Annotated in this window: 19 protein-coding genes; 7 read left to right on the top strand and 12 right to left on the bottom strand. The window is 41.1% G+C overall.

What is annotated here, in order from left to right:
- Nucleotides 1–68: 68 nt before the first annotated feature.
- The 3 genes from CE058_RS01470 to CE058_RS24645 form a co-directional block, all read right to left on the bottom strand.
- Entirely contained in the window at nucleotides 69–851 is a 783-nt protein-coding gene (locus tag CE058_RS01470; RefSeq protein ID WP_048009273.1) for an IclR family transcriptional regulator, read from the bottom strand.
- A 76-nt stretch (nucleotides 852–927) separates the two neighbouring features.
- Nucleotides 928–1,746: an alpha/beta fold hydrolase gene (locus CE058_RS01475; RefSeq protein ID WP_048009272.1), complete on the bottom strand. Its 819-nt coding sequence runs from the start codon at nucleotides 1,744–1,746 to the stop codon at nucleotides 928–930.
- Between the two features lie 217 nt (nucleotides 1,747–1,963).
- Nucleotides 1,964–2,104 (bottom strand): hypothetical protein, encoded by a 141-nt coding sequence (locus tag CE058_RS24645; protein ID WP_197087628.1) that lies wholly within the window; start codon nucleotides 2,102–2,104, stop codon nucleotides 1,964–1,966.
- Between the two features lie 235 nt (nucleotides 2,105–2,339).
- Here CE058_RS24645 and CE058_RS01480 point away from each other — a divergent pair, with 235 nt between their 5' ends.
- From CE058_RS01480 to CE058_RS01490, 3 genes are read left to right on the top strand one after another with little or no spacing between them, the layout of a single operon-like run.
- On the top strand, nucleotides 2,340–2,903 hold the full coding sequence (locus tag CE058_RS01480) for a biotin transporter BioY (RefSeq protein ID WP_048009271.1): 564 nt from the start codon (nucleotides 2,340–2,342) through the stop codon (nucleotides 2,901–2,903).
- A 35-nt stretch (nucleotides 2,904–2,938) separates the two neighbouring features.
- Nucleotides 2,939–4,390 (top strand): AMP-binding protein, encoded by a 1,452-nt coding sequence (locus CE058_RS01485; protein ID WP_163139832.1) that lies wholly within the window; start codon nucleotides 2,939–2,941, stop codon nucleotides 4,388–4,390.
- The gene (locus CE058_RS01490; RefSeq protein WP_048009269.1) at nucleotides 4,386–5,480 is read left to right on the top strand and encodes an acetyl-CoA C-acyltransferase; all 1,095 of its coding nucleotides are present in this window, start codon (nucleotides 4,386–4,388) and stop codon (nucleotides 5,478–5,480) included. The genes CE058_RS01485 and CE058_RS01490 overlap by 5 nt, the downstream gene beginning before the upstream one ends.
- Before the next feature lie 177 nt (nucleotides 5,481–5,657).
- On the opposite strand, the gene CE058_RS01495 is transcribed toward CE058_RS01490, so the two are convergent.
- The 5 genes from CE058_RS01495 to CE058_RS01515 form a co-directional block, all read right to left on the bottom strand.
- A complete protein-coding gene (locus tag CE058_RS01495; protein ID WP_163139833.1) occupies nucleotides 5,658–6,233 on the bottom strand; it encodes a DUF6944 family repetitive protein in 576 nt (191 codons plus the stop codon).
- 12 nt (nucleotides 6,234–6,245) lie between these two features.
- Nucleotides 6,246–6,887 (bottom strand): DUF6944 family repetitive protein, encoded by a 642-nt coding sequence (locus CE058_RS01500; RefSeq protein ID WP_163139834.1) that lies wholly within the window; start codon nucleotides 6,885–6,887, stop codon nucleotides 6,246–6,248.
- 202 nt (nucleotides 6,888–7,089) lie between these two features.
- Nucleotides 7,090–7,635 carry a GNAT family N-acetyltransferase gene (locus tag CE058_RS01505; protein WP_163139836.1) on the bottom strand — a complete coding sequence of 182 codons (546 nt, stop codon included), beginning with the start codon at nucleotides 7,633–7,635 and terminating at the stop codon, nucleotides 7,090–7,092.
- Between the two features lie 112 nt (nucleotides 7,636–7,747).
- Nucleotides 7,748–8,167: a hypothetical protein gene (locus CE058_RS01510; RefSeq protein WP_163139837.1), complete on the bottom strand. Its 420-nt coding sequence runs from the start codon at nucleotides 8,165–8,167 to the stop codon at nucleotides 7,748–7,750.
- A gap of 45 nt (nucleotides 8,168–8,212) precedes the next feature.
- Nucleotides 8,213–8,638 (bottom strand): VOC family protein, encoded by a 426-nt coding sequence (locus CE058_RS01515; RefSeq protein ID WP_048009264.1) that lies wholly within the window; start codon nucleotides 8,636–8,638, stop codon nucleotides 8,213–8,215.
- A gap of 182 nt (nucleotides 8,639–8,820) precedes the next feature.
- Here CE058_RS01515 and CE058_RS01520 point away from each other — a divergent pair, with 182 nt between their 5' ends.
- Nucleotides 8,821–9,045 (top strand): hypothetical protein, encoded by a 225-nt coding sequence (locus tag CE058_RS01520; RefSeq protein ID WP_048009263.1) that lies wholly within the window; start codon nucleotides 8,821–8,823, stop codon nucleotides 9,043–9,045.
- A 34-nt stretch (nucleotides 9,046–9,079) separates the two neighbouring features.
- Here the strand turns inward: CE058_RS01520 and CE058_RS01525 are convergent, their stop codons facing one another.
- Nucleotides 9,080–9,961, bottom strand: coding sequence for a LysM peptidoglycan-binding domain-containing protein (locus CE058_RS01525; RefSeq protein ID WP_048009291.1), 882 nt, complete (start codon nucleotides 9,959–9,961; stop codon nucleotides 9,080–9,082).
- Nucleotides 9,962–10,219: 258 nt separating this feature from the next.
- Here CE058_RS01525 and CE058_RS24950 point away from each other — a divergent pair, with 258 nt between their 5' ends.
- On the top strand, nucleotides 10,220–10,945 hold the full coding sequence (locus CE058_RS24950; protein WP_231593979.1) for a hypothetical protein: 726 nt from the start codon (nucleotides 10,220–10,222) through the stop codon (nucleotides 10,943–10,945).
- Between the two features lie 270 nt (nucleotides 10,946–11,215).
- Here CE058_RS24950 and CE058_RS01535 read toward each other — a convergent pair whose 3' ends face one another.
- Both CE058_RS01535 and CE058_RS01540 read right to left on the bottom strand, forming a co-directional pair.
- Nucleotides 11,216–12,217, bottom strand: coding sequence for an LLM class flavin-dependent oxidoreductase (locus CE058_RS01535; RefSeq protein WP_048009262.1), 1,002 nt, complete (start codon nucleotides 12,215–12,217; stop codon nucleotides 11,216–11,218).
- 320 nt (nucleotides 12,218–12,537) lie between these two features.
- Complete coding sequence (locus CE058_RS01540; protein ID WP_048009261.1) at nucleotides 12,538–13,491, bottom strand: DMT family transporter; 954 nt, start codon at nucleotides 13,489–13,491, stop codon at nucleotides 12,538–12,540.
- Between the two features lie 104 nt (nucleotides 13,492–13,595).
- Here CE058_RS01540 and CE058_RS01545 point away from each other — a divergent pair, with 104 nt between their 5' ends.
- Nucleotides 13,596–14,501, top strand: a complete 906-nt coding sequence (locus CE058_RS01545; protein ID WP_163139839.1) for an AraC family transcriptional regulator — start codon at nucleotides 13,596–13,598, stop codon at nucleotides 14,499–14,501.
- Here CE058_RS01545 and CE058_RS01550 read toward each other — a convergent pair.
- A complete protein-coding gene (locus tag CE058_RS01550; RefSeq protein WP_163139840.1) occupies nucleotides 14,484–15,092 on the bottom strand; it encodes a hypothetical protein in 609 nt (202 codons plus the stop codon). The two genes, CE058_RS01545 and CE058_RS01550, sit on opposite strands and share 18 nt — an antisense overlap.
- Nucleotides 15,093–15,296: 204 nt before the next feature.
- Here CE058_RS01550 and CE058_RS01555 point away from each other — a divergent pair, with 204 nt between their 5' ends.
- Nucleotides 15,297–15,770 (top strand): DinB family protein, encoded by a 474-nt coding sequence (locus CE058_RS01555; protein WP_163139842.1) that lies wholly within the window; start codon nucleotides 15,297–15,299, stop codon nucleotides 15,768–15,770.
- Nucleotides 15,771–15,789 lie beyond the last annotated feature (19 nt).

Below are 15,789 nucleotides of genomic sequence, written 5' to 3' on the forward strand. Positions count from 1 at the left end.
ATTATGTTTTATATACAAAACAAAAAAAGCTTGCAGCAACTGCAAGCTTTTACCCATTATTTCTATTCTTAAAGATGATATCCCATATAGCCTGATAACTTTTTTGAAATCTCAAGCACTTTTGGCAGCGCTACTTGTTCAATAAACTCATCATGGAATGTTGTCTCTGTTGCTACCACATTAATAGCCGCCATAATGCTGCCGGTTTTATCAAATATAGGTGCCGCTACTGATTGAATACCATGGTGAAGCTCTCCTTTTGTAATGGAGTATCCATTTCCCCTGATAATTTCAATTTCATTTTGAAAATCAGCCAGGGAAGTTTTTGTCCGATCCGTATACGGCTTCAATTCGGATCCATAAAAAAGCTGTTTCAGCTTTTCCTGCGGCTGATAGGCAAGCAGCAATTTTCCATTTGCTGTTGCATGAGCCGGAAGCCTCAGTCCGATATTGACATTAATAGCGGATACTCCTCTTACAGGAGCACTGCCAACGTACACCACTTCATTCCCATCCAGAATGGATAAATGGCAGGAAGCCCCTGTTTCATCTCTTAATGTCTCCAAGTAAGGCTGGGCAATTTCCGGAAGTTTTAACGTACTTAAATAGGAAAAGCCCAATTCCAATACCTGGGGTGTTAAACTATATCTCTTTGAGTTTTCGTCCTGGTCAAGATAACCAAGCGATTGGAGAGTATACAATAATCGATACGGGACAGTTCGGCTTACATTCAATTCTTTTGCAATTTCAACCAGTGACAGAGTTGGACGCTCTTCATTAAATAGTTTTAAGATTTCCAGCCCCCGAACCAGAGCATTGGCATTATACCGTTCTTTCTCCTCTTTTGCCATGCAACTCACCCCCTGTTTACATTTTTACCAAAATAATAACTAAACCAGGATTGAAATAGGAAATATTTCACTATGGTTACCTTTCTGCTAATTCTTCTTTTTTGTATGCACCCTGAAGGAAATTCAAAATAAGGGCATTAAAGTAGTCCGGATCCTCCTGATAGCATAAATGTCCTGTTTTCGGAATGGTTTTCAGAATAGAATTAGGGATATACTGATGGAAAATTTCTGATTCGCTTACAGGGGTCACCCTATCCAATACCCCGCAAATTACAAGGACAGGAACAGAAATGGAAGGCAAAATATCCATTTGATTTAAATTTGAAAGTGAGAAGGCCACAGAGCGATAGCCAATCGGCCTTACCTGGGACATGATTCGTTCTGCTTCCTTCTTTACTTCTGGATCTGGGTTTGGCGCAAGGAGTTCTTTTACCCTCAATTGAGCCAACTCCTTTGGATCTAATGTGTTAATATTATGTAAGCGGTTTTTCAGCTTTCTTTCGTTTTCCTCATGACTCTGCCCCGCGGCACCGCGGGTGGCATCGGCAATAATTAGCCTTGTCACCATATCAGGATAACGGCTGCAGAAATCAAGAGCAATGGCTGAACCCATTGAATGTCCTAAAAGATTAACAGTTTTATAATGCAAACCGTCAATAAAGCCCTTTAACACATCAGCAAATTGGCTGAACTGTGTAAATTCCTCCCCAGGATCAGAACTCTTGCCATAGCCGGGAGCATCCCAGGCTATAACAGTAAATTCCGTGCTAAGCCCTTCCAGCTGCTTTTTCCAGGATTGTGAATTGTTTCCCAGCCCATGAAGAATAACGAGCGGTTCACCATTTCCTTCTACTTCATAATGAATCGTTAAGTCATTCACATCAATAAATGGCATTTTATAACCTCCACACATGTTTGTTTTGTAAGTAAAACATCGTTTCGGTTACCCTTATCATAAATCATATTTTGGAATAGTCAACAGAATAGTCAAAAAATATCTTACCATTAGTAAATTACACCAGTCCATGGTTATCACATCCTGTACCAACAATAAAAACCCGGTCATTTTAAGAACGGGTTCCTAATTTTGCAGCTGTGTTTCTAAGTGTTACTTATTGCCCTTGTGCACCATTTGATGTAACTCTGCGTACGTGATCTTCTTCGAAGTTGTTTTTTCTGGCCTCTTTCACTTTATCGTCCAATAATTCCTTTTGGTCAACTTGATCAGATGGCGTATTGTTTTTCTTGGACACGTTAAATAACCCCCTGTAAAAAATTTTGGTACCCGCTTAGTTTGAAGGATTTTAGAAAAAAATAAACATGAATATTTATAGACGCAGCTATTAAGCACACATTAACTGATAGTATTTCAACCAATAAACCAACTGTTATGCTAATTGTAAACTTCATTTTTTTCAGGTTGACAAACATTTTTGTTAACCATAAAATAAAAACAGTTAACCTATTAATCTGAATTGGAGAGGTATTATGAAAGTTAAAGAGATGACATACGTGGCTTTATTTGCAGCAGTAATGGGAGCACTCGGGCTTGTTCCACCAATCATGCTATCTTTTACACCCGTTCCGATTACCTTACAGACACTCGGTGTCCTTTTGGCAGGCGGTATTTTAGGTGCCAGACTTGGCGGAATCAGCATGGCCGTGTTTTTGCTGCTGGTTGCTGCCGGAGCTCCATTATTATCGGGCGGACGCGGCGGCATTGGTGTTTTCTTCGGTCCCAGCGCCGGCTATTTAATTTCCTACCCGGTAACAGCTTTTTTTATCGGCTATTTACTTTCATACTTCAAAACTTTAAAATTAATGAATATCCTTCTTATAAATCTGACTGTCGGAATATTCCTAATCTATCTGTTTGGCATTCCGGTACAGGCCTTTATGATGAATATTCCTCTGTCAGAAGCTATTAAATTAAGCCTGGTTTATATCCCGGGAGATGTATTGAAAGCCACTCTTGCCTCATTCCTGGTATTCAGACTGCTTAAGCATCCGATTATCAATAAGCAATTTTCTAAATCTCTGGAGACACTTTAAAGTGTCTCCTTTTCCATAAGGAGATGTCCAAATCCATGATGAATATTACAGCAAATATAGAGAAGTTCGCCGAAGGTTCGCCGAATAAAGCAGCAATTATTACGAAAGACGAGGCTTTAAACTATAAAGACTGGAACACTCTCGTATGCAAAACCGCCAATTGGCTAAAGTCTTTTTCATTTGAAAATAAGACAGCGGGATTTCTTCTGCCAAATGGGATTCCATTTTTGCAATTATTCACAGGTGCCTCCATGGCTGGATGGACAGCTGTTCCTTACGATCTTAAATGGAAGGCCGAGGAACTTAATGAGCGGATCAGGATTTCCAGCCCTTCTATTATAGTCACAGTTAAAGAATACTATGACCAGGTTTCCAGCATGCACCCTTTCGTACTCGTCTGGGATGATGCATTTATGAAGATTGGCGGACAAAATAATTCGTTTAACATCGATTCTGAAAGCAACAAACCATTTTATATGGGTTTTACTTCAGGTACGACCGGCAGTCCAAAGGCATTTATCCGCTCCCAAAGATCCTGGGCTGCCAGCTTCAGGGTTAATGAGCATGATTTTAAAATGGATGAAAAGGAACATGTCCTGATTCCAGGGTCACTCATCCACTCTCATTTTTTGTATGGCGCGGTTAGTACCCTGTGTACAGGCGGAACAGTTTACCTGCTGGATAAATTCAATGCAGCCCAGGCCCTATTGTGTATTGAGGAGCAGCCAATCACCGCACTTTATACAGTTCCGACAATGGTGTCAGCTATTTTAAAAGAAAAAAGAATCATAGAGAAGCCGGTCAAAATTATTTCTTCGGGAGCAAAATGGGACGAAGAATCAAAACAGGAAATCAGCAAAATGTTTCCTAAGCTTTCCATGACTGAGTTTTATGGGGCAAGCGAATTAAGTTATGTGACCTTTCATGCAGAAGTCCGAAAGGCGGAATCAGTCGGGAAGCCTTGCCATGGAGTTGAAATCGAAATCAGAGGTACAAAGGGTGATAAGCTCGCTCCCTATGAAATCGGGAAAATATATGTCAGGAGCGATCTTATTTTCGATGGTTACCTATTAAATGGCGCAATACATACGATACAGGATCAAGATGGCTGGGCAACTGTTGATGATATGGGCTTTGTTGATGAAGAAGGATACCTATTTATCAGCGGGCGGGAGAAAAACATAATTTTATATGGTGCCATTAATATCTTCCCAGAAGAAATTGAAAAAGTGATCAGCCAACACCCTGCTGTTGAGGAGGCTGCTGTGATTGGAATGGAGGATCCATATTGGGGCCAAATAGCAGTAGCGATTATAAAAGGCAAAACAGATGCCCTTGAGTTAAAGCGCCTATGCAAAAATCATCTGGCCTCCTACAAAATCCCCCGCAAATGGATTTTCACTGAGGAAATGCCCTATACAGCCGGCGGAAAAATTGCCCGCGCGGAGCTGAGGCAATCCCTCGAAAGGAAGGTGAACAGCCATTAAGAGAGCAGTGATTGTACAAGCAAAAAGAACACCTATCGGAAAAGCAAATGGGATGCTTAAAAACTATGAGCCGCATGAACTTGCTGCCCCGCTGCTAAAATATCTGGCGGAAGGCCTGGAAGAAAAAATTGATGATGTCATTTTAGGCAATGTCGTGGGACCTGGCGGCAATATTGCCCGCTTGTCTGCATTGGAAGCAGGACTCCCTCTTTCCGTCCCGGGTTTAACGCTGGACAGGCAATGCAGTGCGGGTCTTGAAGCCATTAGGCTGGCAAGCTATCTTATCCAGGGAGGTGCAGGTACTTGTTATATAGCAGGTGGTACAGAAAGTGCCAGCACCTCCCCATTTACCAAAAGAGCCCGCTTCTCCCCCGACAAAATCGGAGACCCTGATATGGGTGCCGCAGCGGAAAATGTAGCCGAAAAGTGCAGCATATCAAAGGAAGCTCAGGATACATATGCACTATTAAGCTATGAACGGAGCTGGAAAGCTTTTGAAAGTGGACTCCTGGCAGACGAGCTGATTCCCTTTGGAAGCCATTCACATGATGAAGAGTTTTTTAAAAAAAGAAAAATGGATACTCTATTAAAACGAGCCAAACCAATATTTAAAAAGGATGGCACTGTAACAGCAGCCAACAGCTGCGGCATCCATGACGGGGCAGCTGCTGTTTTGGTGATGGAGGAAGAAACAGCAATTAAAAATGGCTACAAACCCATTCTGCGTTTTGCTGATAGTGCCGTTGCTGGTGTACACCCCAACTATCCGGGATTTGCGCCTGTTCCAGCCATACAGTCGATCCTGGAAAGAAATTATTTAACCATTGACGATATTGATTTAATAGAAATTAATGAAGCATTCGCCTCAAAAATTACAGCATGTGCCAATGAGCTTTCCATTCCATATGAAAAACTGAACGTTAATGGAGGGGCTTTAACAGTTGGCCACCCCTATGGAGCGTCAGGTGCTGTGTTGGTTACAAAATTATTTTATGATGTGCAGCGAAGACGTTCCTGCAAATATGTATTAGCTGCCATTGGAAGCGGAGGCGGAGTTGGTGCTGCTATTTTGTTTGAAGCAGTTTGTTGAAAGCTTGAAGGATGGCCTGGAGAAGTGAGATTCCAGGTTATTTTTCGGCTTGAAATCTGGCAGAATCCGACGTATTAGCACATTTTTATCAACTGCTAGCAGATTGATAGTCGACAAATATCACCTGATATCACAATGATAACCATGCTTTTTCTCTTTTTTTGCAAAATATGCAGCTTATTCACCTGCCTGAATGATCACATATGCGCCAAGAACTGCACCAATGAATTCAAGCCATCCTCCTGCAGCCAGCAGGACTCTTTTTTGAATGCTCTTTTCATCTTCTATAAGAATTCCTATAGCGTCGAGGATAGCAGATACCGAAATCAATGAGTAACCCAGAGTTTCTAGATTGCTGAGCAGATTGTTTTCATCGTTTTCAACTCCCGCAGCTTCCAATGCTGCACCCATGGATTGAATGGTACTGCCCAGTGAATTAAAGCCTGACACAGAAATTGATGGATTTTGAATTTCAATATTATTTGCTGCCGTGTTGATGGAATTCCCGCCTGCCTGCGTAAAGCTCCCAATAATTCCATATAAATTAGCTGCTTCATTTCCCTCAGCTAGGCTTATCCTTCCAAATCCCTGGAGGCTATTGCCAACCACCTGAACACCGTTTCCGTCCCGTATTAATTTTTTGTTCACATTGTTTACATCCGGCTTCATGGTTTCACCAATCGCAGAAATAAATGTGCCTGCAACCAGAAAATAAGCTCCGACAGTTAATAGATCATCTCCTTCCAGATACATGATTACCCCTCTCTAATTAACTTTTTCTTTAGCGACAAAAGATTTTGAGTTCAGATCATCGCTTTCATCACTGCTTCCAGAAGAAATCTCCTGATTCTCCTCTTGAAGCTGGCCAATCAGTGATAAAACAGAACCAACTGCCTGTATCCAGCTTCCTGCGGCAATAATATTATTTGCGCTATCCCCAGATTCTCCCCTCTCTTTTTCCCTGAGATTGATAGTCCCCCCTATTGCCTGCAGGGAATTGCCAATAGCCTGAAGCAGGTTGCCGTATATATTAAATAGCTGTCCTGCTGCAGTGGGATCTTCAAATTCGTCTCCAAGTGCGGTTGCCCCGCCAAGTGCCTGAATCCAGTTCCCTGCAATCACTAATTTATCTTCATTTTCTTCCTCTAAATCTAAAATTAATCCAGCAATGACTGTAATGTTTCCAATAGCCTGTATTTCATTGCCGGCCTTTTCAAGAGATGGTTCACTCTGTCCGTCTGCTTCGAGAGCATTTCCTGTTGCCTGGAGGCTATTCCCCACAATATCGAGGCCATCAAATAGTTTTTCCATTTTTTTTGACTTTGCGGGTATGGTTGAGACAGCTGAAATGATTGTACCAATGGCAGCTAAAGCGGCCCCGATTATCTCTTTTAGTTGATTGTCCATAACATACTCCTTAGCTGACATATGTTAAATTATATTCAATAAATAAATAATGGGTACGAAGTTTAGGATTGACGAGAGGGAGTTCCGGTGTATAAGTATAGAAACTGAGATTTGTATCAGGGCAGCCCCTAAAGTTTTGGCGTCCACGCAGTGTTTTATGGATTAAATCTTCATTTGTTTGAGTAAAATATTCACCTTATAGTTATTCACTAATTCTTCCCATTACCATGGTGCTGTAATAGTTGCCATCAGACAGCTGCTTATCCATTTTTAATACCCCTTCAATTTCAAAGCCATTTTGCTCGTATAGCTTAATTGCTTTCTCATTTGTCTCAAGGACATTTAAGGTAATTTTCTTAATTTGATTAGAGTCCGCCCATTGAATAGACTGAGCTAAAAGGTTTTTTCCAATTGCAAAGCCCCAGAATTCCTTGAGCACACATACACCAAATTCCACTTTGTGTCTGCTTCGTTTCAGTTCACTGCCTTCACTCCTGGAGAAGCCTGCAATTCTTCCATTCACCTCAGCAACCAGGAATATATTCCGGTCACTAATCGAATCTTTATTAACTAACTCTATAAAGCCTGTTTCATCTATATATGCTTCACCTGCTTCCCGGTCCATGTTCTCCGTTTCGCCATCAATCTGCACCCTTATTTTAGAAAGTTCCTTTGCATCTTCCTCGACAGCAGATCTTATCATATAGTTCAAATTTTTAACTATGTATTGTTTTGGTTTTATAATCATTAAAATCCGCCCTCTTTTTCTCAAATAGATATCTATGACAATGAACTGAACTATGTGGTTCATTAAAAATAAGCCAATTCCTCATCCATAGAGGAATGGCTCATCCAAACATTTATTTGTTAATGACAAGCAAAGATTTTTCATCCACTTCAATTTTTTCGATATCAAAGTCATGAAGGTTAATACAGTCTTTGTATTCAGGTTCCTCCGATTCGTCGCCAACCCAGCAGGTATACAATTCACAATAATCTCCTGATGCAAGGTGCTGATCTAAAAAAGCACATAGTGATTTAAAACCTTTTTGTCCTTCTTCGTGACCTTTTGGATAAGACTGTTTGTAGTATTTATAAAACCAAATACTGCCGTGCTGCCTGGAAGTTACTTCGTAGATATATTTTGCTGATAAATGTTTATGTACCTCTGCTCTCATTTCTTCATCAGAGAAGAAGTCACCTACAATGATTTCATTATCACTCTCAGGACCACTAGCTGGCAATATAGAATTACAGCCAAGATAATTAACGATGCTCATCAATTAACTCCTATTTTGTAGAGGGTTGCTATTTTTCTGCCCGAATCAATGCTCGCCCTCTGTATAGATTTGAAAATGCACTCCGAATTTGTCGATGACACTTCCATATGCAGGGCTGAAGAATGTTTCCTGAAGAGGCATCGTCACTTCCCCGTCCTGCTTAAGTGCATCATAAAATTTCTTCGATTTTTCAGGATCTGACGTTGAAAGGCAAATGGTCACCTGATTTCCTGTTTGATGATTCTGGCCCGGGAATGTATCGCTAAACATTAGTTCGTTCTCCCCAACCTTTACAGTTGCATGCATAATTCGGTTCTTTGCTTCTTCAGGCAGCGGATATTCAGGGTTATCGGGACCTTCTCCAAATGTTTGCTTATACATAACCTCCGCTTCCAGCGCTTCTTTGTAAAATTCAATTGCTTCATTCGCATTTCCGTCCATCACCAAATAAGGAATCACTCTTACTGTCATTTTCATCAGCTCCCTAATATTTTCATTTTTCTTAACATTTATTGCAAGTTTGATTTTACTACGAGGAACAAATGTTCGCAACTATTTTTTAAAAAACGGGTCTATTTTTATCACTAAGTCTATATTTTATAGAAATGGTGCAGGAACTTGTACCACATTCCATAGACAAAGGTGAGATGAGAATGTTTACAGTGTATTATCTTGATGGGAAAAATGTTTTATTAAATCAGCTCCGCAAAAGTGTTCCAAATGAAGGAGAAGAGGTCAGAATCAAAGGACGCAAAGGCAAAGTAACCAGTGTCACGTCAGTAGAGGAAAGTAAAATTCATGTACAGGTAGAGCTTGAAAGTGTTAACAAAGCGAAGCTAGCAGCAGAGGATGATAAAAAGAAAAGGAAGAAGCGATGAGAAAAACCCGCACCTTGTCTGCGGGTTTTCTATGTTAATGCAGGGTTGCTCTGATCTCCTGCATTTTTTTTCTGACCAGAGGATAAAAGTTTTTCTTAGCGCTGGCAGTCGAATTCCCGCCAAAAAATTCAGTGCCGGGGCAGGTTTTTACGGCATGCCCATGGCTGTTATCCAGCACCCTCTCACCCGAGTTTATATCCCACCAATGGTGATAGGTGATGCTGTCAATGGATGGCGCCAGGCCATATTTCATCATCAGGAGAGCTGTAACGGTCACAATAGTGTCTTTTTGTTCAGCCGTCATTTGATTGGAATCAAAATCACCGAGATTTTCGATCGCTATCGCATCTGCTTCGATTTTATGCATCGCTTCTTTATTCTGCAGGCCGAATGATCCTTCAGGAGCCACATCGAACGGCCTTCCCACAGCCACTTTTCCATCGGGGAAAGTGGTCAGCTGCTGGCTGATCATGCTCCACTTCATGCCGCTAACATGATACTCCTCCATCCCCTTCATGATCGCAAAATGATTTGTGCCATTGAACTGTTTGTATGATGGCTGATAGGTGTGATGCTGCTGAACCTTCGCCACTTTTCTCGTAAATTTCTGATTGAAAATCCAATCCTGGAATTCCTCTCTTGTCATGAGGACGAACTTTCCATCCATGGCTAACTTTTTTGGGATAATTTTTAGTTTTTGCCCGGTATTTATAGCGTTGGAGGATAGTCCATTTGCTGCCTTAATAATTGCCACACTTGAATCATATTTTTCCGCCAGCTTCCAGAGTGTATCTCCGGGTGCCACTTTGTACATGATCGGGACACGAAGCTTTTGCCCGATTAAAAGCCTGTCTGACTGCAGGCCGTTAAATAGTTTTAAGTCCCCTGCAGTTGATCCGTATTTTTTTGCAATCAATGTCAAGGTATCCCCTTGTTTTACATCATAAATATTGCGGGGATTGTTTTCGGCATGTGCAGCGCTCCAATTCAATTGCCAGAACACTGCGAGACTGAGGAAAAGAAAAATGCATTTTTTCATACTCAATGTCCTTTCCATTCGATTTTTATTATTTTTGTATAACTAAAGAAAATTATCCTCTTTTTTTGGCATGATAAAAGAATCTGCAGGGTATTTTCTATAGCAGAATAAAAGAAATGCAAGGTGAGAGTCAGCATGAAAAACCAATACTTCTCAGAAATTTGTGTACCGATTCAAACTCCATATGGGTTTAAACCAGCAGAAAGAGAACAATTTGATTTTACGTTCGACCGTAAAGACCGTTTTAATGATTACAGGGTAGAAATTGATGGGCAGGATTATGATATCAGCCTGGATGACAATGGCCAGTGGTATTTTTTCACTTCATTTGTATGTGATTCATTTGATGAGCTTAAGCTTTCCAGGCAGATTTTCAGGCCGCCCTATTTAAAAAATGTGGAATTGCGTTTAGTGGATTTAATGGAAAATGCAGATATCCGGGCTCTTTATGAAGGTCATGACAAAGCGTACGGACATGCACTTGCTCTTACAGATAACCTGTCATCTGTCCCAGCATCCAGGCAGGCAAGGCTTGCTAATTATGATGGCTCAGATGACCCCACAATAATAAAAAGGATCCATTACATTCAAAATGAATACAAAGGAGAGATCACCCGGTTTATTTCCGGCTTTGAAACCCGTTCTTTTGCAACCTATACAGAAAATGAATACTACGCAAGGGAAATTCACCTGCCGAATAATGCAAGAACTTATTTGAAGCTGTTTGTTTACTTTTCCAGATATGGCACTCTTCCTTCACAGCAAATGATGCCTCGGTTCCTGGCGAATTTATGGGCGTCTGCACAGAGTTTGAATACAGCAGCCAATCCCGCACTCTACAAACAGCAAGCCATAGATTAAAACAGGGATTTTCATTTTTCGGCAATAAAAGCCATGATACGACCGCTGCGCGCAAGAATAGTCTAATCCTGCGCTTTCCCGAGAAATATGAAAAGCGGAAGCGCCTTGCCCACCCCCGACAAGCACAAGCCGAGCCTCACAGGAAGGCGTTCTTTGCCTTTTTGGGAGGATTGGCTTGTGACCTCGAGGGGGTAGGCGCTGGAGCTAGACAGTTATTGCAGTTTAAAACTTTAACAAAATACAAATGAAAAGCGGGGAATATTTCCCCGCTCAATTGCCGTCTGTTATTTCTTTCAATATTTCATAAGAACGTTTTTGTTTTTCTTCATCATAAATATAAGAAACCGCCATGATTTCGTCCACATTATACATACTCTGGAACTGCTCCAGCTGCCCTTTGACTGTTTCTTTGCTGCCCATCAGGGTGACGCTCGACATCCCCTCTGCCGCTTCCTTCTCCATTGGGTTCCAGATAGAGTCCAGATCCTCGACCGGAGGGCTTAATTTCATGGAAGTTCCTCTGACAACATTCAGGAAAAACTGTTTCATAGTGGTTGACAGGAATTCAGCTTCCTCATCCGTTTCTGCAGCAATGACATTTAAGCAGATCATCATATATGGCTTATCCAGATATTGTGAAGGCTTAAAGTTGGCACGGTAGATCCGGATGGCGTCCTCCATCCACCTTGGAGCAAAGTGTGAAGCAAACACATATGGAAGCCCCAGCTCAGCAGCCAAATACGCTGAATCTGTCGAAGAACCAAGGATATAAATAGGAATGTTCGTCTCAACCCCCGGGTGTGCTTTTACATAACTCTGCTCCTCTAAAGGACCAAAGTATGTCAGCAGCTGCTTCACATCCTCAGGAAATGTATAAACAGAATCATTTTTTGAACGGCGAAGCGCATTAGCCGTCATCATATCCGTGCCAGGTGCCCTTCCGAGGCCCAAATCGACCCGATCCGGATAAATGGTTGCCATCGTGCCGAATTGCTCGGCAACCACTAATGGCGCATGGTTCGGCAGCATTATTCCGCCGGAGCCTATGCGAATCGTTTTAGTGTGCTCCAATGCATGTTTTATTAAAATTGCCGTGGCAGAACTAACCAGTGTCGGGGTATTATGGTGCTCCGCTATCCAATAGCGTTTGTAGCCCATTTCCTCTGTTGCCTGGGCCAGATCAACAAGATCTTCGATGGCCTGCCTGCTGTCCTTCCCCTCCCGTATTGGGGCAAGGTTTAAAACAGAAACAGGTATTTGTAAATTGGTCATTTTATAATCTCCTTCATGAAGAATTGACTTTATTTTAACAACCGAAATAAATTTAGGAAAATATAATGCTTAGTGTGGGCAAAATTACAGCGGAGAATTTATTAAAATTTGAAATGGCAGTTGTTATGAGCGATTTTTGTTTTTTATGAGCGAAAATTTTATTTTATGAGCGATTTTCTTTGGATTATGAGCGAAAAACTTATTTTATGAGCGATTTCCTTCGGTTTATGAGCGAATACCAAATTTCCTCAAAGAAATCATGTCCTGCCGCACCCAAGCCTAAGCAAGAAAAATCCAGCCCCTGCGAAAGGGACTGGCTCTCAGCTCACTCTTAATGGTTCTTCATTTTCAGCAGAAACACTGGTTTTTGCCGGTTTTTTCTTACTCAAAGCCAGCAGCAGAATCATGCCAAAGATACAGGCAGTACCAGCCCATTGATATAGTCCGAATGGTTCGTTCAGCCAGATAACCGTAGTAAATACTGCGGCAAGCGGCTCGAGGCTGCTTAAAAGACTGGTTTCCGTTGGAGACAGCGTTTGGAGACTTTCAATATAGAACCAGAAGGCAAGCATCGTTCCAAAAATAATAACGAAGACCAAATAAAGGTAACCTTCAGCCGTTAAGCTCCTAAAATCCATTTGCCATGGGGGGTGGATGAAACTCAATGCAAATCCGCCAATCACCATCGCCCAGCCAACTACAACAAGGGAATCATATTCCTTGAGCAGCGGGACGGCATACAACGTATAAAACGCCAGTGCCACACCAGATAGAACTCCCCATACAATCGCAGGTGACGGTACGGACAGCTGAGAAACAGAACCATTTGTCAATAGAAGAAAGCACCCCGCTAAAGCAAGGGACACGGTCACCAAATCCTGTCTTGTAAACACCGTTTGCTTACGCAGGACCAGATAAATGATAATCATAGCTGGTGCCAGATATTGAAGCAGCGTGGCAACAGCCGCATTGCCATGATGAATGGAAGCCATATAGGTGTACTGTACGGCCAGCATTCCCGCCAGGCCAAAGATCAAAAGCATGGTAGCTGCTTTTTTATTTTTCCACACTCCAAACACCTGTGAGCGATCCTTCAGTAAAAATTGAACGGCCAAAAGAAGAACACCTGCGACCAGAAGCCGGGCTGTGACAAGCCAATCAACAGAGATTCCAAATTCCTGAAATAACTTTTGGGCAACTGTTCCGCCAACTCCCCAGAATGAAGCCCCAAAAATAACAAGCAATAAACCCGTACTCCTTGAACGTCCTTTCATGTTGATTCCACCTTAAATATAATAATAGTGTTATAATAAACCAAATTCTGTGATAAAAATAGCTGGATATCATAAAAAAGTATAACAATATTGAGGTGGCTTTTTTGCAGATTAAAGACTTTAAAGTGGATGAACGCCTGAAGGAATTAACGAGCCACAGGACGGTGGTGATGCCTGTCGCCTGCTACGAAACGAAGATTGCAGATAATATCCAAGGCAAAATCCCTTTGCACTGGCATGAGGAGATTCAATTTATCCTTTCAGTAAAAGGCGAAGCTATTGTCCAAATCAATGAGGAAAAACTGGCAGTTAAAGAAGGTGAAGGCATTTTCATTAATAGCGGCTGTCTCCATTCGGCCGAGGACTTAAACGGAGATTGCGTTTATATTTGTTTAAATGTCTCCCCTCATTTCCTGCTTCCCCAGGAATTATACAGCAGTTATATTTATCCATATATATCAGCAACAAATCTTCCATACATCATTCTGAACCGCAGCGAGGATTGGGGAAAAAGCATATTAGAAAGCATCATAGAAATCAAGAAATTAATTAATGACAATCCTCCATTTTACGAGATTAACATAACCAGTCTGCTCACATTCATTTGGCAGCAGTTAATCAGGAACGGATTTCAATTGGAATACAGCCAGACTGAAGTTGAAAAGCATATGCGGATGAAGGCAATGCTGAATTGGATTCATCAGCATTTCGCTGAAAAAGTTACTCTTGCTGATATTGCCAAAGCCGGCAGGCTGAGTAATTCTGAATGCTGCAGATACTTTAAAAAAATCTTAAAGACGACACCCATTAACTACTTGATTCATTATCGCATACAAAAAAGTCTCCCCCTGCTGCAAGAAAGAGACTCGAATGTCACAGAAGTTGCCTTTAAAGCAGGATTCAACAGCAGCAGTTACTTTATTGAAAAATTCCGCAAGTCTATGAATATGACACCTTTAGCGTATAAAAAGAATCGAAATTATTGCAGCACATTAGGAAATGGCCATTGATTGTCCGAACTGTTCCTGGCCATGGGATGAAAAGTATGTGTTTATATCTATAGTCCGGCTGTCTATATTCAGAAAATACTCTTTCAGGTTTCCCTGAAAAACAATATGAAAATCTTCCATTTCCAAAAACTCATGCGGTATAACAAGTGAGGGCGGTTTAGTAAAACGGACAATCTCACTCCTCTGTAAGACAGTTGCTACAAATTGAGAGCAGAAAAAAGCATTATTTCTTAAAAGTTGCTTATTAAACATGATCGCAAATAGCCCCAGCAGATTATAGCCGTAATCGTCTTTTTCTGATTCTATCTTGTTTATGAATGCTTTAAGCTTGTGCTGCTGTGCATCTGTAACAGAACAGCTAATGACTGTACACCTTGAGTTACTAAAAAATTCTCCTCGGATATTTTCTTTAACAAAACCGCCTATGAATGGATTTTTCGCCGTTTTCCTGCCAAAACTGTACACTTCTTTTAATTCAAGATCAATTGAGATAGAAGCATGATTATAAGGCTTTTTTGTGTAAAGCTTAATAAGCCGCGTAAATAACGTTCCGGTATCCGTAAGGAGTATATAGATTTTTTGATTAGACATAACGTATCTCCTTATCAAAAATATGATTATATTTTAATAATAAAGAGACACGTCTTTTTGGTTAAGAAGCCTGCGCTGTATATGATTATAGGACTTGAGACTTAAGGTTATTAATTTTCAAAGATAAAAATAATTTTAGATGTAGGAAAATGAAGTGTATGCCTAGAACTTTATGCAGTGAGCATGAAATGGAGGGTGAGTTTCTTGGAACAGACTATTTTTAGCCATATGGAAACAGTGCGGGGCATAACTGAAAAATCGATCATACGTATTCCAGAAGAAATTTCTGATATCATTCCCGAAGGGTTCAGCAATAGTATCCGCTGGAATTTCGGTCATATTGCATTTGTACAGGAAAAGCTGGTCTTTGGAATATCAGGTGAAGAAATGAACGTCCCGATGAACTATGAACGGTTATTTGGCGCTGGAACAAAGCCTGCCGATTGGACCGAATCACCGCCTTCATTCAAGGAAATTGCATCTGTCTTATCCGAACAAAAACCCAGAATAAAGACATTTCTTCATGGTCATCTTCACCAAAAACTTCCCAGCCCCTATACAAATCGCGGTGGAATAACTTTCCACACAACTGGAGAGGCATTTCTATTTGGCTTTTATCATGAAGCGATGCACATGGAAACAATCAAACGCATCTATCGATCCATTTCTTCTATATAAGGCAAGCATAAAACTAAAT

The sequence above is a fragment of the Bacillus sp. 22-7 genome (assembly GCF_010628845.1).
GTDB classification, from domain to species: domain Bacteria; phylum Bacillota; class Bacilli; order Bacillales; family Cytobacillaceae; genus Cytobacillus; species Cytobacillus firmus_B.